Origin of the sequence: Enterococcus sp. 12F9_DIV0723, assembly GCF_002174375.1 — a bacterium.
Lineage (GTDB): Bacteria > Bacillota > Bacilli > Lactobacillales > Enterococcaceae > Enterococcus_A > Enterococcus_A gilvus.
In genome coordinates, this window is record NZ_NIBK01000002.1 from 386,041 (window position 1) to 405,049 (window position 19,009).

Below are 19,009 nucleotides of genomic sequence, written 5' to 3' on the forward strand. Positions count from 1 at the left end.
TTTTGACGTCAATTTTTCTATTTAAAGACTGCGAATAGTTAGGTAGTCATTTTTGATTAATTTAGCTTCTATAATGAAGAGTAAATCGTTGAACCTCATTTTTTAAGGCTGCTTAAAACTGGTCGATTAATAATTGACGAATCTCACTTAGAGCAGGTTGTCTAGGATTTGCTGGTGTACATTGGTCGTTATAAACAAGGTCAATTAGTTTTTCTATGGCCCCATCAAAATGCTCCTTTGTAACCCCATTTCCAGATAAGGTTGTATCAACATCCAACTTTTCAGCCAGCTTGGCAATTTCTAAACATAAGGAATCAACCAATGCCTCATCGGTGCTGCCTTTTAGACAAAGTGATCTAGCGATATCTGCATAGTCTTTTTGAGCACGGTAAACTTCATATCTTGGGTAAGGATTTCTTTTTACTTTTCCTGAGGCCCCATTGAAACGAATAACATGTTGCATCGCGATGGTTATTACAAGGCCATGGGGTAATCCAAATTCTCCTCCAGTCTTATGAGCAATAGAATGATTGATACCTAGAAAGGCATTGGAAAAAGCCATGCCGCCTAAAGTCGCAGCATAATGCATGTTGGCTCTTGCTCGTTCGCCTTCGCGGGTTGGGTTCTTTGGATCATAATTATAAGAGTCTACTAGGTTCTCGAAAACCAGCTTAATCGCTTCAAGCGACCAAGGTCGAGTGAAATCTGAAGCCATTACAGAAACATAAGATTCCAAAGCGTGTGACAACGTATCTAATCCAGACAAAGCTACAGTCCTGCGAGGGACGGTCATGACAAACTCTGGATCAACAATGGCGATCTGCGGCGTTAATTCATAGTCAGTCAATGGATATTTCACATGTGTTTCATCATCAGTGATAACTGCGAACGGGGTCACTTCAGAACCCGTACCTGAAGTCGTCGGTACACAGATCAGCTTTGTCTCTGTTTGATGATGGAAACGAACGATCCGCTTTCTTATATCAATAAATTTTTGTTGGAGTTCTAAGAATAGTTCGCTTACTTTCCGGTAATCATCAAGGAACCCAGATTCTTGCCCCAGTGAAAACTCGTAGATAAATCGGGCAATTTTGGCTGCATCTAATGCGGAGCCTCCACCTATTGCTATGATGGTATCTGGAGCGAATTCGCGCATTTTTTTAGCGATCTCGATCGTTTGACCCAAAGTTGGATCTGGATGCACTGTCCCGTAAACGGTAGTGACAACTGCATTTTCGCGTAATTCTAATTGACTATATACGGTATCGACAAACCCAAACTGAACCATGCCCGGATCAGCAACGATGAACGCACGATCGATGGTTTCAACATCATCTTGCAAATAGGAAATGGCATTATTTTCATAGTAAATTTTTTCAGGTAATCGCACCCATTGAGGGCGATTGCGTCGTTTTGCTACAGTTTTGATATTCAAAAGATCGTCTGTACATAGATTGTGTGACAATGAATTCTTCCCCCATGATCCTGTTCCTAGTGTAAGACTTGCTTTCAAGGCGTCTGTATAAATATCTCCGATCGCGCCGATGGAGTCTGGCTGGTTGACAAGCACTCGTGCAGCATTTGTTTTGTCGCTAAACTCATTGATAAACGGATCTTTTTGTAAACCAATTTGAATCGCTGCATTATGCCCAGCCCCTTGATAACTTAATAACTTCCCGACGATAGCAATCGCATCTTGACGATCTGTCGCTTTGTATACAGAAAGCAGGGGCGTTAATTTTTCAGATGAAAGTTTTTCACCAATGTTTTTCTTGTCTAATTCAAACAACATTACATCTTTTTCTTCAGGAAGTTCAACTCCAGCATGCTCAGCAATCCATTTGCAGGACATACCAGCGACATTTCCATTGACTCCGTGTTTCTCATTGAAAACGAAATTGGCTATTTTATCGTAGTCCTTCTTAGGAACAAGATAGGCGCCCTTTTTTTGCATTTTTTCTAGCCAGTCTTTGTAAACAGGTTCTTCAACGACAACTGAATTTTCAGTTGCGCAAATCATACCATTATCGAAGCGCTTGGAGAGAAGCAAATCCTCAACAGCCCGGTCAAGAAAGGCTGTATGATCGACAAATACGACGCCGTTTCCAGCACCGACGCCCATGGAAGGATTACCAGATTTTAATGCGGCATTTACCATTCCAGGTCCACCAGTGGCTAGGATGGAGGCGATTTTAGGATTTTTGATCAGAGCTGTCGTATTATCTAAAGAGGGCGTCTCGATCCACTGGATAATATCTTCGGGTGCTCCGGCGGCTACCGCAGCATCGTATAAAATTTTGGCTGCATGAGCGGAACAATCTTGTGCTTGTGGATGAAAAGCAAAGACAATCGCATTTCTAGTTTTCAAGGTCAGTAAAATTTTGAACATGGTCGTTGACGTAGGATTCGTTGTAGGGACGATACCAGCTAATACGCCAAGGGGTGCAGCAATTTTGACCTGACCACGAATTTTATCTTCGCCAACAACACCAACGGTTTTTTCATCTTTGATCAAATTCAACACATTTTCGGTAGCAAAGCGGTTCTTTGTATCTTTATCTTCTACTACACCACGCTTGGTTTCGGAGACTGCTTCATGTGCCAGCACCAAGGCAGCTTCAGATCCGGCTAGGGCAGCAGCCTTCACGATTTTGTCCACTTTTTCTTGTGTGAAATGTGCGTATTTTTGTTCAGCAATCAATGCCCTTTCTACCAAAGTATCGACGTGAGATGTTAAAGATTCTTTGGATGGTGTCGTGTCTTTCTCCAAGACAGTAGTTGACGCTGGTTTCTTTTCTTTCATCATAAGACCTCCATAATTTTTTAGAAAGCGTTTACTTCACATACAGGATACTCCTCTTCATTTATTTTTACAATATTTTTTCACAAACTAATGGCATTTTAATATAAAAATAATTCATAAAATAGCAGATAATGCGTATTAAAAAGGCATAAATGTAAAAATGACGACGAAAAGAATATATTTGTAAAAAAAAGATAAAGACTTAGAAATCCCGGATAACTAGGTGAGAAATAGAATGTCTGTATAAAAGAATCATTTCAAATGGAATAGTGAGGGGATGATTCAACTTATCTATACTAAAGGCTAAAGGTAAGTAATTTTTTTGTGAATGTGTGTATGATGAAATCGAGATTTTACGTATCTGGGGAGAGAAGGAGAGATCGATGAGTCAGACAAGAGGTGTGGCAGCAGCTATTTTTATTGCTCAATAAAAATAGCCCCGCCATGTATCGTTTCATGGCGAGGCTAACTATATCTAAAAGTGTGGGCTGCTACTCAAAGGCTTTATTAACGTCCTTCAACATAAGAGAAACGGATTCTAGTCCACCGCCGCTAAGGTACCAGACATCTGGTTGCAGGGAGATCACTTTTTTGTTTTTTCCAGCCGTCGTTTGAGCGACCAACTCATTGTCGGCAACATGATTGTTGCTGTCATCGCCGCCGATTGCTTTGGTACGGTCAACAACGAAAAGAATATCTGGATTTTTATCTAAAACATATTCGTAAGAAACACTTTGTCCGTGAGTAGATGCTTTGATCGCATCATCTGACGTCGCAAAGCCAAAGGTGTCGTAAATGATTCCGAAGCGTGATTCTTTGCCGTATGCGGATAATTGTCCTTCGTTGACTAGGACAGTCAAGGCTTTGTCTTTGCTTTCTTCTGCTTTGGTTTTTGTTTCGTTGATGCTGGTTTCAAGCTCTGCTAATTGTTTTTTGGCAGATTTTTCTTTGTCGAAGATTGTTGCTAGTGTTTCAACATTTTGCTTGATTGACTGCCATGTATTTGCTGGATCTACAGCCAGATACATCGTTGGCGCGATGTCCTTCAGTTGATCTAAAAAGTCGCGTTGACGACCGGAGATAATGATCAGATCAGGCTTCATTTGATTGATTTTTTCCAAGTCAGGTTCTTTGATGCCGCCAGCTGATGGCACTTTTTTATAGGCCTTCAAATAAGCGGGTAGATTATCTGTCGCCGCACCTACGATGGCATCGCCTGCACCTAGAGCATCCAATGTATCTAGCGACCCGTTATCGAAAACGACGACTTTTTTAGGATTCTTCGGTACAGTCACCGTGCCGTTTGAGTCCTTTACTTCGATCGATTCTTCTTTGACAGTGCTGCTTGTCGCGGCTTTCCCTGTGGACTCACTCGTATTTTCCTTCTTTGTCGAGCCGCAGCCCACCAAGCCTATCCCCAGTAATACCATAGATAAGCCAACAATATATTTTTTCATTTCTGTTTCCCCCTAATTTATAATTAAAGCCCCTTGTTAAAGGAGTCTTGATACCAAAGATTGTGTTATTTTTAATTGAAATACATGCAAAAACGTTTGCCGTCTAATTCACAGATTTTTATATCCATTTCATAAAGTGTGTTCAAAATATGCGGCTGAATCATTTCCGCGGTCGTTCCGTGAGCAAAGATCTTTCCGTCCTTCATCGCTACGATCTCATCAGCGTAGCTGGCCGCAAAGTTGATGTCGTGAATGACCAGCAGAACCGTTTTATGTTCTTCCTCAACCAATCGGCGCAACGTTTGCATGAGGTGTACTGCGTGATTCATATCTAAATTGTTCAACGGCTCATCCAAAAGAATATAATCGGTGTCTTGCGCTAAGATCATCGCGATGTATGCCCGTTGCAGCTGTCCGCCGGATAAGGTATCGATCCGATCATCTGCCATTTCGACTAAACCGAGTTTTTCCAAGGCATACTCGATCATTTCCTGATCCTCTGAAGTCAGCCGTCCTTTTGAATAGGGGAAGCGGCCAAAGCTTACCAGCTCGCGCACAGTGATTCGCAAATTGACGCCGTTGCTTTGTTTCAAGATCGACAGCTTTTTAGACAATTCGTTGGAGCGCCAAGCCTTCACTTCATTGTGATCTAAGTAGATTTGTCCGGCATCGATCGTGATCAATCGACTGATCATCGAGAGCAGCGTGCTTTTTCCGGCACCATTTGGTCCGATAAACGCCGTCAACTGTTCGTCTTTGAGGGGCAGACACACCTCGGAAATGACCATTTTCGTGCCGTAGTGTTTTGAGACATCGTTGATATCGATCATCGTTGCTTCCTCCTTTCATGAATGATTTTCCAGATAAAATACAGACCGCCGATGAACTGCGTCACCACACTGACAGTGGTCTTTAGCTGAAAAACGTGTTCTACCAAAAATTGACTGCCCACGAGAAAAATGACACCCAATAAAATCGCTGTTGGAAACAGGTAGTTGTGGCGATATGTCGGCATTAGCTGGTAGCTGATATTGGCGACAATAAAGCCCAAAAAGGTGATGGGTCCTACCAATGCTGTGGCCGTTCCGGTCAATAGGCTGATGAGAAATAACAGTATTAGTTGGAATGTATTGAGAGAAATGCCTAAATTTGTCGCATGATCGCCTCCTAGATGTAAGACATCTAAATAGCGGTTCGCTGCGAAGAGCAGGAACGATCCTGCAAGAATAATGACCGCTGCCAAGCCTAAGTGTCCAGTGTTGATATTACTGAAGCTGGCAAAAAGCCGGCCCTGGAGCAGATCGTACTCGTTTGGGTCCATCATGACCTGCAAAAAATTGCTCGTGCTGCTGAACAGGGTACCGAAGATCATTCCCAGCATTAACAGAATGAACAGGTCGTTTTGCTGTCGCCGCAAGAGAACCTTGGCTAGTACCAAACTCATCATGGCCATCAAAAAGACGCTGAGCAGAAAAGTAGACGTCTGCTCCTGTGACAGCATGTTTACCCCGCCCACAATAAAAAACAGGAATGTTTGAATCAATACGTAGAGAGAATCTAGGCCAAGGATATTAGGCGTCAAAAACTGATTTTGCGTCATCGTTTGAAAGCTGACCGTTGACATGCCTGTCGCCAATGCAACTAATAGAAAAGCGGCGATTTTTTTCCTGCGGAGTATCCAGGCAAACTGGAAATTTCCATAAGTATTGTAAGTTAAGTAAAGCCCGCATAAGGTGAGGGCGAGGATCGTGAGCCCAATCAGCAGCAGTTCTTTTTTTCGCAAAGAGTGAGTCATGCGCGATTCCTCCTTACCAATAAGTAGATAAAAATCAGACTGCCTAAAATCCCCACTGTTAGACTGACTGGAACCTCATAAGGTGCGATGACGATTCGGGAAAGGATATCGCAGGCCATTAAAAATAGACTACCGCTCAAGGCGGTGATCCATAAGTTCTGTTTGACGTGGTCGCCATAGATCAGTGATACGATATTCGGTACGATCACACCAAGAAAGGGGACAGTACCAACCATGATCAAGACCAAACCGCTGGCTGCTGCTACCAATCCGATGCCCACCAATTGCGTCAGGCGATAGTTGATGCCCAGATTGATCGCGACATCTTCTCCTAACCCGACGATTGTGAAAAAATAAGCAAAAAAATAGATGATGAAAAACAATGGAATCGTCAGGTAGAGAAGCTCATAATTGCCTTTTGTTACTAACGAAAAATTTCCCTGCAACCATGAGGACATGTTTTGGATCAATTGAAACTGGTAGGCAAAGAAGGTGGCGATCGCGCCAACAATATTGCCAAACATCACGCCCAATAAAGGCAGAAAGACCGGGTCTTTTCCAGGAAGCAGCCGACTTAGGCCTAAAAAAACCATTGTGCCCAAAAAAGCGAAAAGAAAAGCCGCTAATGTCCGCGATGCTATCGAGGCATTCGGTAAAAACAGCATGACCAGTAAGATCCCCAAGCGGGCACTGTCCATCGTGCCGGCAGTGGTGGGTGAAACAAATTTATTTTGTGTAAGATGCTGCATGATCAGCCCGCAAATACTCATCGTTCCGCCAGCCAAAATCAAGCTGAGGGTACGAGGCACACGAGTCGTCGCCAGTATCAGCCATTGCTCCGAATCTCCTTGAAGCAACGCCCGCAGCATCAAATCATTTACGCCAATAAAAAGAGAGAGAATACTCAGTAACAGCAGACCGAGTACAAATACTTTCTTCAACTTCTCGCCTCCCTGTAATTGATAATGATTATCATTCTCTTTGAATATAAATTTTAGGTGATTATGAAAACAAATGCAAGCAGTTTTTAATTTTTTTGTCGTCATTTTGGAAAGAATAAAATAGGAATAGCGTATAAATATTAATTATAGTCATTTTAGGTGGAGGGGGTTTTTATAATTGGATGCGCAGTGTCGATCGACAGGTGATACATTGAATCGATCAACTAAGTGAAAGGCTGTATGTGATTCGCATTTTTTTTGAAAGAAATATCTTGACAAGTTTACTTGTCAGATCTATACTGTTTTTGACAATAAAACTTGTCAAAATAAGGAGATGAACAGACATGAAAAAAGAAAAAAGATTTGATGTTGAGACAATAGAGACGAGTGGCTCAGGAATTACAACGGTTGTCGTTGACAAGAACTCAGGCGTACAGTATTTATTGGCGATCGTACCAAACATGGGCTCAGGGATGGCAGTATTAGTGGATCAGGATGGAAAACCAATGTTGGCGGATAAAGACAACTAGGGGTCATTTTTTTTAACCGATATTGACAAGAAAACTTATCAATAAATGGAGAGAAGCGATATGGAGCGACGAATTTTAATCGAAGCAAGAGGAATATCCAAGGAATTCAAAGGGTACCCTGCGATCAGAAAGTTGGATTTTCGAGTGTATGAAGGGGAGATTTTTGGCTTTTTAGGACCGTCAGGAGCTGGAAAAACGACGACGATCAAAATTTTAACAGGTCAACTAAGACAAACGTCAGGGCAGGCGAGTATTTTAGGGATTCCAGTGGAAAACGTGCGGGAGGACATTTATAAAGAAATTGGGATCGTTTCTGACATGAGCGGGTTTTATGAAAAGTTGACGGTTTATCAGAATTTGAAATTTTTTGCGAAGCTGCTAGATGTCGAACCGACCGTCATAGATGAACAATTAAAGCGGTTTGGCTTGTACGAGCACCGCAAAGTGCCTGCAAAGAATCTTTCTAAGGGAATGAAGCAGCGGCTTGTCTTGATTCGGGCAATGCTTCATCAGCCGAAGGTTCTTTTCCTAGATGAGCCAACGAGCGGGTTAGACCCAAATGCGGCATTGGCAGTTCATCGGATGATGGAAGAGCTGCGGGCAGAGGGCACATCGATTTTTCTGACGACCCATAATATGGAAGAGGCAGACAAGTTGTGTGACCGAGTGGCGTTATTGAATGAAGGAAAGATCGCGGAGTTGGATACACCGGAGAAGTTACGACTTAAATTTAACAAGCAAAAGCGTTTTGTCGTCAAATTAAAGGAGAGAAACACGGAACTCCGGTTGGAGCAATCTGTAGAGACTGCGGAACGGATCGGGAAATGGCTGGCGACGGATCAATTAGAAACGATCCATTCCTGTGAGCCGACCTTGGAAACAGTCTTTTTAGAAGCGACAGGGAGGGAACTTGTATGAGTGGGACGATCAAACGAATCCATGCGATCACAGGATTAAAATTTCAGACTATTTTTAGCAACCTCAGTATGATGAGCAATCCCCTCATTGCTTTAGTGATCGTGCGAGTGTTTCGCGAGGTCATGGCCAATCTGCCGCAGGCAAACGGTGTCTTCCAGCTGGATGCCTTTCTGCTGGGATTGGGATTGATCATGAATATCGTGTCCGGCGGATTGATGATCAGCAGCACCTCCATCGCGGAAGAAAAGGAGAAACATACCTTGCGTGTGCTAATGACTTCTTCGGTGAAAAGTAAAGAATACTTAGTCGGTTCGCTGATTCCTACTTTTACCATCAGTATGATCGTGAATGTCCTGCTGATCCCAGCGAGCGGTATTTCTTTTTCAGCGATCCATCTTCCGACGTTTCTTTTGATTACGATGAGCGGGACGCTGATCAGTATTATTTTAGGATTTGTCGTGGGAATCTTGACGAAGGATCAGACGCAGTCGGGAGTGGTCTGTACACCATTGCTGCTGGTTTTGACGATGCTGCCGCAGCTTCGCTTTTTTAGTACGACGCTGAGAGACGTCTCGAGTTATACCTATTCAGGAGTGATCGCGAGTTATGTAGACGGGCTGTTTAGCGATCAAGGATACGCACTGAATACTCGGGATGTGTTGACGATGGCGATCTGGTTTGTCTTATGCAGCGTGATTTTCGTTATGGCGTACAAAAAAAGAGGCATGGAGGCGGAATAACGTTGGATTCACTATTCATTGCTGTAAAAATTGGCTATAATAGGTACTTAGAAAGTGGGGTTCAAGCGTGAACAAAGAAGAGATACTCGCAAAAAGTCGGGAAGAAAATCGCAAGAATGATCCCTATTGGGAAGAGATCCAAAAAAAATCCAGCTCTTTTGGGGGCGTAGTCGTTGTCTTGTTATCGACGGTTCTTTTTGTGATCCAACTAGTGATGGGAAAAGGCTTCAATTTTGGCTTGTACGCTGTCTCATTTGCCTATGGCGCCACGGACTTTCTCGTGAGATATGCGTATTTTAGGAGACGCAGAGAGTTGATCTTCGGTGTCATCTATTTATTGGTGATGATTGTTTTGATCATTCTGCACCTCAATCAATTGCTCTCTAACCCAAAGGAATCCTAGGTGAAGCCGCATGTCAGAAGAAAAATTAGTCCTAAAAAACCGCTTAAAAGAAGCCCGAAAAAATAAAAAATTGTCTCAAGCCGCACTTGCTAAATTAGTAGGCGTATCAAGAACGACCATCAGCTCGATCGAGACCGGGCAATTCAGCCCAACCGCAAAACTCGCTTTGATTCTATGCATTGCGTTGGATGTGAAATTTGAAGATCTGTTCTATTTTTAATCTGCACACCTGTGGACCTGAGCATCGGACACAGGTGTTTTTGTCAACGGCAATAATGAACACGTATTGAAGGATGGGGAACGTCTTCATATGATTATGGTTATACCACATAGAGTGAAAAGGAAGGAGAGTTGAAATGATGGAGATCAAAAAAGTAGATGTAAAGGATTGGGAGACGCTTCAAAAAATCAGTGAGAAGACATTTGCTGAAACTTTTGGAAAAAACAATGATTCTGAAGAATTGAGTACTTACTTAGCCAACGCCTACAATAAGGAGCAATTAATCAACGAACTTTCTAATTCAAACTCTGAATTTTACTTCATCTATTTTGGATCGCAGGTCGCGGGCTATATCAAATTGAATATAGGGTCAGCACAGACTGAAAAAATCGCGGATCATGCGTTAGAAATTGAACGCATCTATATTGATTCCGATTTTAAGCGAAAAGGCCTCGGAAAAAAATTGTACGAATGGGCGAATGAACGTGCGAAGGAGCAATCAAAAGAGTCCATATGGTTAGGTGTCTGGGAAAAGAATCCCTCCGCGATAGCCTTTTATGAAAGCCTTGGCTTTAAAAAAGTTGGTCAACACACGTTCCTCTTTGGTAACGATGAACAGATCGATTATATTATGGAAAAAACCTTCACTCGTTAAGCCTTTTTTGATGGATGGAAAGAGAAGTGAAGAGGCATGGAATCCGGTGTATAAATAAAAATTCTTTTTCGATCATAAAACGGTTCAATTAATAAAAATAAATTAAACTATCAGTCGTTCGTATATGAGCGACTGGTTTACGGCGGGAGATGAGAAACCCGCCTTTTTTGTTTAACGATCCTTTATAAAGACGTACCGAATCTGTTACTATGAAGAAAACAAGCGCTGAAAGGGGTTTCCTATGAAACTGATTTTACTGCATGGGCTAGGGCAAACGACGGAGAGTTGGCGAGAAGTGGTTGCAGGGATTGGTCTTTCCGAGGTTACGGTGTATTCATTGTTTGATACTCTTGTACCAAATGAAAGAGTGACATTGGAGCGGCTGAACCAAAAGCTGAAGGTGTATTTGAAGGGGAACAGTGAGCCCTATCTTTTGGGCGGACTCTCGCTTGGGGGCGTGATGACACTTCGTCATGGGATGGATGGGGACCCCTTATTAAGAGGGATCATCGTGGCGGATGGACAATTTGAGGCACCGAATAAAGCGCTTATGGCTCTGCAAAATTCTGTGTTTCGAATCCTGCCGCCTTCATTATTGAAAAAGTCTGGCATGGATTTAAGTAAGAAGCAGTTGCTTGAACTCATGGCGGACATGGCGAAGTTGGATTTGCGAGGGTCGCTGCGTCTGATAGAAGTACCGACGCTTTTGTTGTGCGGGGCAAAGGATCGCGTAAATCTGCCGGCGACGAAGGAATTGGCGGAGCTGCTGCCACAGGCGAAAATACGAATCCTCCCAAAAGGCAAACATGAGCTGAATATAACCTCCCCCGCGGTAGTTGCGGCAGAGGTGAATGCATTTATCAAGAATATATAGCGAGGGGAATTGCACGAAAATTATCGCTATTGTGCTATTTTAGGAGCAGCGGCAAGTAGATAATTCAGCTTGCCGCTTTATTTTTCTTTCAACAGGTCGATCCAATAGATTTGGACCATTTTTCCATCGGTATAAATAAACTCTTTTTCCAAGACACCGCCATTGCGTTGAATGGTACGCGCGGAAGCAACGTTCTCTTTGTGGCAGGCGACCATCACCTTTTCAAGTCCAAGCATCCTGCAGTGAGCCAATCCAAGGCGAAGAATCTCTGTTGCGTAGCCTTTTCCTCGTTCGGTTGGACGCACACCGTACCCGATGTGCCCGCCGAATTCGCGGAGAAAATCGTTCAGTTCATGGCGAATGTTGATCGTACCCAACAGTTTTTGATCGCTCTCTCTTAGTGCCAGCAAAGTAGTGGAGGCGACCCAATCTGGAGAAACGGTGGCTTGATCGGCTTGATTGGATAAATGACGCAGCCACTCGACGTAACTCTCCATTTCTGTCAGGCGAGAGGAGCCGTGCAAAAATTCTTCGCCACTGTTACAGTGTTCCTCGATGTATTCCGCTACTGCGTTTTGGTGGTGTGCTTGGGGGAGAACTAAGGTTATCTTTTCCATAGGTTTCACCTCTCAAAGGGATCTAGTAGTGCTAGTGTAGCATGATGTCAGGAGTGGAAATAGTTTTTTGTTAAAAAGTCGTGCTCTTTATTTGAACATACAGGGCAGAATGAAAAAATTCTGAAGCACCCAAAGGCGACGGGGGACGCGATCGGGTGCGGGACCAACTTGAGTCAAGTGATCCTAAAGGCGTTGAAAAACCTTAAAAAGACAGGTAAAAAACGAATCCTTTTCGCTCAAGCGAGGAGGATTCGTTCTTTTGTTACTCACTATAAAAGCTCACCACGTTGTACCAGTGACGGTCATGATAATCTATGCGGTAGCGCTCCCCTGAAAACCCTGAGAGGGCGTAGCCGAGCATCATCAAGACGATTCCTGCACCGACTAAATAGGTCGCGACTTTTGGCAGTAAATGTTTTGATCTCATACTTGGACCACCTTTCGTTGGAAAATGTTGCGGCGAATCGTACGCATCAATCCGCGATGCATTTCGATAAAGACGGCACTGAATTTATAGGTCAGCCACATGCACAGTAGACCGAAACCAAATAGAAACATGCCTACGCCGAGCTGTGTGACACCTAAAAAGAAGGAATCGAATAGGACAAAGGGACTTGTCAATGCGGCAGCGACCCCGCCGATGATCGTTCCCGCGGCCAAACAGGCACCAGTGAAGGGGATACACCAGATCACAAGGTCAATACTAAAGAGGACCAAAAATACGGCAAGCGCCAAGCTGCCCCATAATGGAAATCCGAGGATCAAAAGACTGATCCATAACCAGTTTAATCGACGCGGCACCTTCACCTCTGTAGGGATTCCGGCGGCTTCATAGGCCAATTGCTGCGGGTCACCCAATTTTTTGACCGCTGCCCGTTCTGAATACCCATCTTCCATCAAATCCAAGATCATTTCATCGTAATATTCAATCAAGCGATGAACCTCGCTAGGTCTGACTTCATAGGATAAATAATTGCTGAGTTCCTTGATAAATTCGACTCGATTCATTTTTCAACACTCCTTTTAATGTAATGGTGCACCGCTTCGACATCGTTCCATTCTTGCAGAAATTTCTTGATACTGGCACGTCCTAAATCGGTTAAATGATAATATTTTCGCAAGCGTCCATTATGGACTTTTGAATAGGTGGCGACTTTGTCCGTTGCCTCTAACCTTTTTAAGATAGGGTAAAGCGTCGATTCGGTGATCTCAAGCTGTGGATGGATTTCTTTGACGATTTGATAGCCGTAAGAATCGATCTCCACCAACGAAGCTAACACACAATACTCGATTAATCCTTTTTTCAATTGACTGTCCATCCATAACACCTCTCTATACGTCATACTATACATTACATAGTATAGAGGAACTATAGGACTTTAGGCGTATTTTCAAAAAAAAGACGATTTATCAGGTTCGATAAATCGTCTTGCGCCTTTTCTATTGGCTGGTACTATGCTTGCATTCGCCGAATCATTTCCTTGGTGATTTGTTCGACGATAGGGAGGATCGTTTTAGGGGAGCGTTGGTTTCTTGGGATCGTGATCGGGTAGATTTTAGCCACACGACCGGGATTGGCGTCCATCAAAACAACACGGTCGGAAAGCTGAACGGCTTGTTGGACATCATGGGTGATCATGACGATGGATTTGGTCGCGATTTGATTGCCTAACCAGATTTCTAATAAATCATTGGACAACTGGCTGGCGGTCACGATATCCAATGCTGAAAAGGGTTCGTCCAATAGCAGCAGGCTCGGTTCGATCGCTAAGGCACGGGCAAATCCGACACGCTGCTTCATACCGCCCGAAAGTTCCCGTGGATAGGCTTTTTCAAAGCCCTTCAATCCGATCATTTCAATCAGATTGCTGACGCGCAAGCTGATTTGTTCTCGTGATAGGCCTTCTAGGCTTTCCAATCCAAAACTGATATTTTTCTCAACAGTCAACCAAGGAAAGAGGGCAAAATGTTGAAAGACCATACTGATGTTTGCATCGGGTTCCGTGAGGGTCTTGTTTTCAAAGGTGATCACGCCTCTTGTTGGCTGGAGGAGTCCTGCGATACTTCTTAATAGGGTTGATTTTCCTGTTCCAGACTGACCGATGATACTTAAAAATTCATTGGTTTGTACTGTCAAATCAATATTTTCTAGGACTTTTAGTTGTTCCTTGCGTCCTTCGATCTCAAATTCTTTGCTTACTGCTCTTACATTTAATAATTCTGTATTTTCCATTGTCTTCTTTTGTATAAATTGAGAGTCGGCTCATTTATACGTCTCCTTTTTCTAGTTATTCTTTTAATAATGAAATTTTTCCTTTGCTACTCGGTACAGGGGCTGCCAGATAAAAGCAATGCATAGCCCGACCATGAAGCACATGGCTAAGGTCCCTAATGCGGACTTGTTCTTTATACCGTCATTCACTGAGATGTACTGCCCCAAGCCGTTTACGCTGATGGTCTTTTTTCCCCATTGGATACTTTCTGCAGCGATATCGGCATTCCAAGCGGCCCCCGCAGCATTGATGATGGCGGTGATGATGTAGGGCAAGATCGAAGGGATCAGATACTTGAACCACCACTGCCATTTTGACAATTTAAACAGCTTAGTCACGTCGCGGATCTCATCAGGTATCGCTAAATAACCGGCGATCACATTAAAGAAGTAATACCATTGGCAGCCGACCATGATGAGGGGGAGAATCCACCATTGAAGCTTATTTGCGCCCATACTGATCACGATAACGATGAAGGGCGTATAGACATTTGAAGGAATCGACCCTAAAATCTGCCCGATCGGCTGAACAATATTGAGCCGCCGATTGTCACTTGCGACCCAAATGGCTAATGGCGTAAAAATAAGTCCGGCGAAGAGCATCGCCAAAGTTACGCGAAGGGTGGTGTAAAGAGTCAATCTTGGAATCATGCTGAAATCTTGATGAGGCAAGAAATGATAGAGCTTGATCGAACTATAGATAACAACAATAGCGAGGCTGACATACCAAAGTGTTTTAAAGAAATTCCGGAACTTTGCGAGCCCTTTATACACTCGATCCAAATGGCAGGTGTACCAAAAGGCAGGGAGCTTGTAAAGCCAAAAATGAGCGAATTTGCGAAAGCCCTTTGCGATTGACTTGGATAGCGTCGCATGTTTCAGTAAACGATAAACGACGGATTTTGGTGGAACGGAGCTTTCAACATCTGCTTCATATTTGAAGTAGTAAGTCGCCCGCACCATAGGCTGGAAGACGAGGAAATTGAGAATAACGACATTTAGCAATAACGCTAGGACAGCCCACAAGCAGGCTCTGAAGTCGGCACGGTCCAAAGCGACTTGAATGTAAGAACCGATCCCCGGCAGAAACAGTGTGGTATCTTTTGGCAGCGCGACTGAAGCCTGTTCACTGGCAACTAGGGCAAACCATGCGGCGGTCTGAGAGATGATCACATTCCACAATAAGCCCGGGATCGCGTAGACAAACTCCAGACGCCAAAATTTTTCCCATGGATTGAGCTTGAATTGATCGGCCACGTTCGATAGATCGGCAGGGATGACCTCCATGATCTGATACAAGGTCAGCATGATATTCCAAGCTTGACCGGTGAAAATCGCGAAGACCGCGACGCATTCTGCCCCCAAAACATTTCCTGGAAAGAGGCCAAGCAGCCAAGCCGTCGTAAAGGTCAGAAACCCTAACAATGGTACGGATTCAAGAAAATTGACCATAGGCAAAATAATTCGTCTAGCCGTTTTGTATTTAACCGCGAGTATTCCGAAAATGAAGGAGAAAAGAAAGGACCAGATCATTCCAACGATCATACGGAACATTGTCCGAACAGAGAAATACCAAAGATTCGAGACCGATAAAAAATCATGGGAAGACCTTGCGGTGGCTAAGGAGTCTTCGGATGGCAGGATCTGGATCGGGCGATTCATCTTAACTAAAGAAAAAATGAGAATAAAGGAAAAAAGTGCAACGATCAGCAGGAGGGTGAGATTCCCGATGCTTTTCGAAAGTACCGCCTTTTTCTGTGGTGTTGCGCGTAAAAATTTCAATACAAAAACCTCCTAAATAGTCATATTAAGGAGGCCGCGCTGAATAAAGGGACAGAGAATAATCACGATAATTGAGCTTTGGCTTTCTGAGACGTAAGAATGAAATTTCTAGTTATCTTGGAAAAGCCTTAATTCGACAATCCCTGCTTTACTCGTTACTGTCTCTCGACATTTCCGAGCGATAACCTGTGTTCTTCAGAGTAACCTCACCTAATATGATTCTATTTTGTTGTGCATACTCATCTTACGCGTGGAAGGAGAGAAAGCAATTGGGAATTGGAGGAGGAAGAAAGTGGAGCGTCCAAGATCCTTTTGAGGTCCCTCTTCATGAGCTATTTCGTTTTTTTGCCAAATGCTTTCCAAAAACTTCAGACATGGATACTTGAACGATGAAAGTTTCTTCTGAAAAAACGTTCGATAAAGATCGTTATTTTATTGGTGGTTGCTACTGTCCATCATTTATTTGAAAGCATGCAAACGAATTTGTTGAGGGGGAGAAAACGGAGTTGGATTCGCTTTAAAAATTTTTGGTGGTAGAATAAAGAGGATAAAAAACAACGGAGGAGTCTGCCTGATGACACATATATTCTTAGTAGAGGACGATCGATCTATCGCAGAAAATTTAATGACGTTATTACAAACAGACGGGTTTTCGGTGACACATGCGGCAACAAAAAGGGAAGCCCTCGAGCACCTAGAACAACAGCAGTTTGATCTAGCGTTGGTTGATATTTCACTTCCGGATGGAAATGGGTTTACGGTTTGCACAGCAATCAAAGGGGAACAGGATATTCCAGTTATTTTTTTGACGGCTTCTGGCGATGAGGCGAGCGTTGTGACGGGATTGACCATGGGAGCGGATGATTATATTACTAAGCCGTTTCGCCCACGGGAGTTGTTGGCGCGAATAAGGAATGCGCTGCGAAAATACGACCATAGCAAAGTCCGATTTGAGGTGTTGGGGCTGCGTGTCGATCCTGCGAGCGGGATCGTTCAAAAGGATGGTCGTGAGGTGTTTCTTTCTGCATTAGAATATCGCTTGCTGCTGGTATTCGTCAACAATCCTCAAAATATTCTTACGCGGGAACAATTGCTGGACGAGCTATGGGATACGACTGGTGAATTTGTGAATGACAATACGTTGACCGTATACATCAAGCGGTTGCGGGAGAAGATAGAGGAGGTTCCTTCCAATCCAAAAATCATTTTGACCGTCCGCGGCATCGGCTATCGGCTAGGTGGCATCAATGGGTAGAAATCGAGAATTTCGAGTATTCGCACGGCTGTTTTTACTTGTTGCTACGATTTTAACGGGAATCGGTTTTTATTTTGGAACAGTCTCTGGGATGCTGGTTTTGATAGCAGCATTTCTTTTCGGGTGCCTTTTTTTTCTAGCCACACGTGCTCGATACCAGCGGATCGCACAAATATCTGAACAAATCGATCGCGTTTTACACAATGAGGACCATTTGTTCATCGATGCTCTGGAGGAGGGAGAGCTGTCGGTTTTGCAAAGTGAGATTGCTAAAATGACACTGCGCATTCGGGAGCAGAACGCGGCACTTCAAAAGGAAAAAGAAAATTTAGCAGATTCTCTAGCGGATATCGCTCATCAATTGCGTACCCCTCTGACCTCCGCCAATCTCTTATTAACTTTGGCGAAGGATAAAACGGGGGATAAGGAGCAGAAAGGGACACTGAGAGAAATCGAAGTGTTGCTATTTCGCATGGATGGACTGATTACAGCGTTGCTGAAATTGTCACGATTGGATGCGGATGTCGTAGAATTCCATCAGGAAAAAGTGAATCTTCAGGAATTGATTGATCGATCTTTGCGCCCCTTTTTAGTTACGCTGGATCTTCATGAAATTCAAGTGGAACGAGCTGTTCCATCCACGTTGTCGATTTATGGCGATCCAATCTGGCTTTCAGAGGCAATTCAGAATATCGTCAAAAATTGTATCGAAAGTATCGGTGATCAAGGAGAAATCACGGTCTCAGCAACGGAGAACCCCTTGTATACGGAACTCACGATCCATGATTCAGGCGAGGGTTTTGAAGCATCGGACCTGCGACAGGTGTTCGAGCGTTTTTACCAAGGACAAAACGGTGAAAAATCTGGGTTTGGAATAGGCATGTCCCTCAGCCACTCGATCATCAAACGTCAGGGAGGGACGATCGTGGCGAAAAATCACCCTGATGGCGGTGCACTGTTCGTCCTGCGTTTTCCCAAGTGACGAATCTCTCACTTAGAAGTCACCGAGCTGAAAGGTGTTGCTTCTATTATATAGGTGAACCATGTGAAAGGGGGCTCATATAATGGAGCTGTTGCGAATCGAACATCTTAGTAAAGTGTATGGGAAAGGGGAGAATCGAGTGGTTGCCCTAGACGATGTGTCCTTGACGATCGAAAAAGGGGAATTTGTTGCGATCATTGGAACATCTGGGTCAGGTAAATCGACGCTATTGCATATGATCGGAGGCGTGGATGTCCCTACAAGCGGGAAAATTTATTTGGATGGGCAAGATGTGTACGCGCAAAATAATGAAAAACTGGCTATTTTTCGGCGGAGACAGGTAGGGCTGATTTATCAATTTCACAATTTGATCCCGACGCTGAATGTCGTAGAGAACATCACGTTACCTGTTTTAATGGACAAACGGCGAGTGAACCAAGAACGGCTCAACGAATTGTTAGAGTTGCTGGGATTGAGTCAACGCAAAAATCATTTGCCCAATCAATTGTCAGGTGGACAACAGCAGCGTGTCTCTGTTGGACGCGGATTGGTCAACGCGCCAGCGGTTTTATTGGCGGATGAGCCGACAGGAAGCTTGGATAGTAAAAACGGGCATGAAATTCTTACTCTCCTGAAGATGAGTAATCGAAAGTATGGTCAAACCTTGATCGTGGTGACCCATGACGAGGAGATCGCGCTGCAGGCAGATCGCATTATCGGTATCTCTGATGGTCACGTGGTACGAGACGAGAGGCTGGTGTGACC

21 protein-coding genes and 1 riboswitch are annotated in these 19,009 nt (G+C 43.8%); of the genes, 10 read left to right on the forward strand and 11 right to left on the reverse strand.

Going from position 1 to position 19,009, the window contains the following annotated elements; translation table 11 throughout:
• Positions 1 to 112: 112 nt before the first annotated feature.
• The 5 genes from adhE to A5868_RS14970 all read right to left on the reverse strand — a co-directional run bounded on the left by adhE (position 113) and on the right by A5868_RS14970 (position 6,996).
• Positions 113 to 2,806 carry a bifunctional acetaldehyde-CoA/alcohol dehydrogenase gene (gene adhE, locus A5868_RS14950; RefSeq protein WP_438849678.1) on the reverse strand — a complete coding sequence of 898 codons (2,694 nt, stop codon included), beginning with the start codon at positions 2,804 to 2,806 and terminating at the stop codon, positions 113 to 115.
• A gap of 488 nt (positions 2,807 to 3,294) precedes the next feature.
• On the reverse strand, positions 3,295 to 4,260 hold the full coding sequence (locus A5868_RS14955; RefSeq protein ID WP_087654175.1) for a siderophore ABC transporter substrate-binding protein: 966 nt from the start codon (positions 4,258 to 4,260) through the stop codon (positions 3,295 to 3,297).
• A gap of 71 nt (positions 4,261 to 4,331) precedes the next feature.
• Complete coding sequence (locus A5868_RS14960) at positions 4,332 to 5,090, reverse strand: iron ABC transporter ATP-binding protein (RefSeq protein ID WP_086304514.1); 759 nt, start codon at positions 5,088 to 5,090, stop codon at positions 4,332 to 4,334.
• Positions 5,087 to 6,055 (reverse strand): iron chelate uptake ABC transporter family permease subunit, encoded by a 969-nt coding sequence (locus A5868_RS14965; RefSeq protein ID WP_086304515.1) that lies wholly within the window; start codon positions 6,053 to 6,055, stop codon positions 5,087 to 5,089. The genes A5868_RS14960 and A5868_RS14965 overlap by 4 nt, the downstream gene beginning before the upstream one ends.
• A complete protein-coding gene (locus A5868_RS14970) occupies positions 6,052 to 6,996 on the reverse strand; it encodes an ABC transporter permease (protein ID WP_086304516.1) in 945 nt (314 codons plus the stop codon). The genes A5868_RS14965 and A5868_RS14970 overlap by 4 nt, the downstream gene beginning before the upstream one ends.
• A gap of 344 nt (positions 6,997 to 7,340) precedes the next feature.
• Between A5868_RS14970 and A5868_RS14975 the strand changes: the two genes are divergently transcribed.
• The 7 genes from A5868_RS14975 to A5868_RS15005 all read left to right on the forward strand — a co-directional run bounded on the left by A5868_RS14975 (position 7,341) and on the right by A5868_RS15005 (position 11,336).
• A complete protein-coding gene (locus tag A5868_RS14975) occupies positions 7,341 to 7,526 on the forward strand; it encodes a DUF6440 family protein (protein WP_010778644.1) in 186 nt (61 codons plus the stop codon).
• A gap of 60 nt (positions 7,527 to 7,586) precedes the next feature.
• Positions 7,587 to 8,444 (forward strand): ABC transporter ATP-binding protein, encoded by an 858-nt coding sequence (locus A5868_RS14980; RefSeq protein WP_086304517.1) that lies wholly within the window; start codon positions 7,587 to 7,589, stop codon positions 8,442 to 8,444.
• A complete protein-coding gene (locus A5868_RS14985) occupies positions 8,441 to 9,184 on the forward strand; it encodes an ABC transporter permease (RefSeq protein WP_086304518.1) in 744 nt (247 codons plus the stop codon). Before A5868_RS14980 ends, A5868_RS14985 begins: the two co-directional genes overlap by 4 nt.
• 67 nt (positions 9,185 to 9,251) lie before the next feature.
• On the forward strand, positions 9,252 to 9,587 hold the full coding sequence (locus A5868_RS14990) for a DUF6442 family protein (RefSeq protein WP_086304519.1): 336 nt from the start codon (positions 9,252 to 9,254) through the stop codon (positions 9,585 to 9,587).
• Positions 9,588 to 9,597: 10 nt separating this feature from the next.
• The gene (locus tag A5868_RS14995; protein WP_010778640.1) at positions 9,598 to 9,807 is read left to right on the forward strand and encodes a helix-turn-helix transcriptional regulator; all 210 of its coding nucleotides are present in this window, start codon (positions 9,598 to 9,600) and stop codon (positions 9,805 to 9,807) included.
• 136 nt (positions 9,808 to 9,943) lie between these two features.
• A complete protein-coding gene (locus tag A5868_RS15000) occupies positions 9,944 to 10,462 on the forward strand; it encodes a GNAT family N-acetyltransferase (RefSeq protein WP_086304520.1) in 519 nt (172 codons plus the stop codon).
• Between the two features lie 241 nt (positions 10,463 to 10,703).
• Entirely contained in the window at positions 10,704 to 11,336 is a 633-nt protein-coding gene (locus A5868_RS15005) for an alpha/beta fold hydrolase (protein WP_086304521.1), read from the forward strand.
• A gap of 77 nt (positions 11,337 to 11,413) precedes the next feature.
• Here A5868_RS15005 and A5868_RS15010 read toward each other — a convergent pair whose 3' ends face one another.
• From A5868_RS15010 to A5868_RS15030, 6 genes are all read right to left on the reverse strand, one after another.
• Positions 11,414 to 11,953, reverse strand: a complete 540-nt coding sequence (locus tag A5868_RS15010) for a GNAT family N-acetyltransferase (RefSeq protein ID WP_086304522.1) — start codon at positions 11,951 to 11,953, stop codon at positions 11,414 to 11,416.
• 262 nt (positions 11,954 to 12,215) lie between these two features.
• Positions 12,216 to 12,380 (reverse strand): hypothetical protein, encoded by a 165-nt coding sequence (locus tag A5868_RS19110; RefSeq protein WP_176281326.1) that lies wholly within the window; start codon positions 12,378 to 12,380, stop codon positions 12,216 to 12,218.
• Entirely contained in the window at positions 12,377 to 12,961 is a 585-nt protein-coding gene (locus A5868_RS15015; RefSeq protein ID WP_086304523.1) for a DUF1700 domain-containing protein, read from the reverse strand. The genes A5868_RS19110 and A5868_RS15015 overlap by 4 nt, the downstream gene beginning before the upstream one ends.
• Complete coding sequence (locus A5868_RS15020; protein ID WP_010778633.1) at positions 12,958 to 13,272, reverse strand: PadR family transcriptional regulator; 315 nt, start codon at positions 13,270 to 13,272, stop codon at positions 12,958 to 12,960. The genes A5868_RS15015 and A5868_RS15020 overlap by 4 nt, the downstream gene beginning before the upstream one ends.
• 134 nt (positions 13,273 to 13,406) lie before the next feature.
• The gene (locus A5868_RS15025) at positions 13,407 to 14,186 is read right to left on the reverse strand and encodes an ABC transporter ATP-binding protein (RefSeq protein ID WP_010778632.1); all 780 of its coding nucleotides are present in this window, start codon (positions 14,184 to 14,186) and stop codon (positions 13,407 to 13,409) included.
• A 63-nt stretch (positions 14,187 to 14,249) separates the two neighbouring features.
• Complete coding sequence (locus tag A5868_RS15030) at positions 14,250 to 16,007, reverse strand: ABC transporter permease subunit (protein WP_086304524.1); 1,758 nt, start codon at positions 16,005 to 16,007, stop codon at positions 14,250 to 14,252.
• A gap of 56 nt (positions 16,008 to 16,063) precedes the next feature.
• A riboswitch (M-box (ykoK) riboswitch) is annotated at positions 16,064 to 16,232 on the reverse strand.
• Positions 16,233 to 16,581: 349 nt separating this feature from the next.
• On the opposite strand from A5868_RS15030, the gene A5868_RS15035 reads away from it, so the two are divergent.
• From A5868_RS15035 to A5868_RS15045, 3 genes are all read left to right on the forward strand, one after another.
• Positions 16,582 to 17,262: a response regulator transcription factor gene (locus tag A5868_RS15035; RefSeq protein WP_086304525.1), complete on the forward strand. Its 681-nt coding sequence runs from the start codon at positions 16,582 to 16,584 to the stop codon at positions 17,260 to 17,262.
• Positions 17,255 to 18,244, forward strand: coding sequence for a sensor histidine kinase (locus tag A5868_RS15040; RefSeq protein WP_086304526.1), 990 nt, complete (start codon positions 17,255 to 17,257; stop codon positions 18,242 to 18,244). Before A5868_RS15035 ends, A5868_RS15040 begins: the two co-directional genes overlap by 8 nt.
• Positions 18,245 to 18,326: 82 nt before the next feature.
• A complete protein-coding gene (locus tag A5868_RS15045; protein ID WP_086304527.1) occupies positions 18,327 to 19,007 on the forward strand; it encodes an ABC transporter ATP-binding protein in 681 nt (226 codons plus the stop codon).
• Positions 19,008 to 19,009 lie beyond the last annotated feature (2 nt).

Bases quoted from the DNA above. Each gene is read 5' to 3' on its own strand.
- A5868_RS19110 (WP_176281326.1), bottom strand. From the start codon at position 12,380: ATGAGATCAAAACATTTACTGCCAAAAGTCGCGACCTATTTAGTCGGT.
- A5868_RS14955 (WP_087654175.1), bottom strand. From the start codon at position 4,260: ATGAAAAAATATATTGTTGGCTTATCTATGGTATTACTGGGGATAGGC.
- A5868_RS15015 (WP_086304523.1), bottom strand. From the start codon at position 12,961: ATGAATCGAGTCGAATTTATCAAGGAACTCAGCAATTATTTATCCTAT.
- A5868_RS15000 (WP_086304520.1), top strand. From the start codon at position 9,944: ATGATGGAGATCAAAAAAGTAGATGTAAAGGATTGGGAGACGCTTCAA.
- A5868_RS15025 (WP_010778632.1), bottom strand. From the start codon at position 14,186: ATGGAAAATACAGAATTATTAAATGTAAGAGCAGTAAGCAAAGAATTT.
- A5868_RS14985 (WP_086304518.1), top strand. From the start codon at position 8,441: ATGAGTGGGACGATCAAACGAATCCATGCGATCACAGGATTAAAATTT.
- adhE (WP_438849678.1), bottom strand. From the start codon at position 2,806: ATGATGAAAGAAAAGAAACCAGCGTCAACTACTGTCTTGGAGAAAGAC.
- A5868_RS14975 (WP_010778644.1), top strand. From the start codon at position 7,341: ATGAAAAAAGAAAAAAGATTTGATGTTGAGACAATAGAGACGAGTGGC.
- A5868_RS15045 (WP_086304527.1), top strand. From the start codon at position 18,327: ATGGAGCTGTTGCGAATCGAACATCTTAGTAAAGTGTATGGGAAAGGG.
- A5868_RS14995 (WP_010778640.1), top strand. From the start codon at position 9,598: ATGTCAGAAGAAAAATTAGTCCTAAAAAACCGCTTAAAAGAAGCCCGA.
- A5868_RS15020 (WP_010778633.1), bottom strand. From the start codon at position 13,272: ATGGACAGTCAATTGAAAAAAGGATTAATCGAGTATTGTGTGTTAGCT.
- A5868_RS14965 (WP_086304515.1), bottom strand. From the start codon at position 6,055: ATGACTCACTCTTTGCGAAAAAAAGAACTGCTGCTGATTGGGCTCACG.
- A5868_RS15005 (WP_086304521.1), top strand. From the start codon at position 10,704: ATGAAACTGATTTTACTGCATGGGCTAGGGCAAACGACGGAGAGTTGG.
- A5868_RS14960 (WP_086304514.1), bottom strand. From the start codon at position 5,090: ATGATCGATATCAACGATGTCTCAAAACACTACGGCACGAAAATGGTC.
- A5868_RS15040 (WP_086304526.1), top strand. From the start codon at position 17,255: ATGGGTAGAAATCGAGAATTTCGAGTATTCGCACGGCTGTTTTTACTT.
- A5868_RS15010 (WP_086304522.1), bottom strand. From the start codon at position 11,953: ATGGAAAAGATAACCTTAGTTCTCCCCCAAGCACACCACCAAAACGCA.
- A5868_RS14980 (WP_086304517.1), top strand. From the start codon at position 7,587: ATGGAGCGACGAATTTTAATCGAAGCAAGAGGAATATCCAAGGAATTC.
- A5868_RS15035 (WP_086304525.1), top strand. From the start codon at position 16,582: ATGACACATATATTCTTAGTAGAGGACGATCGATCTATCGCAGAAAAT.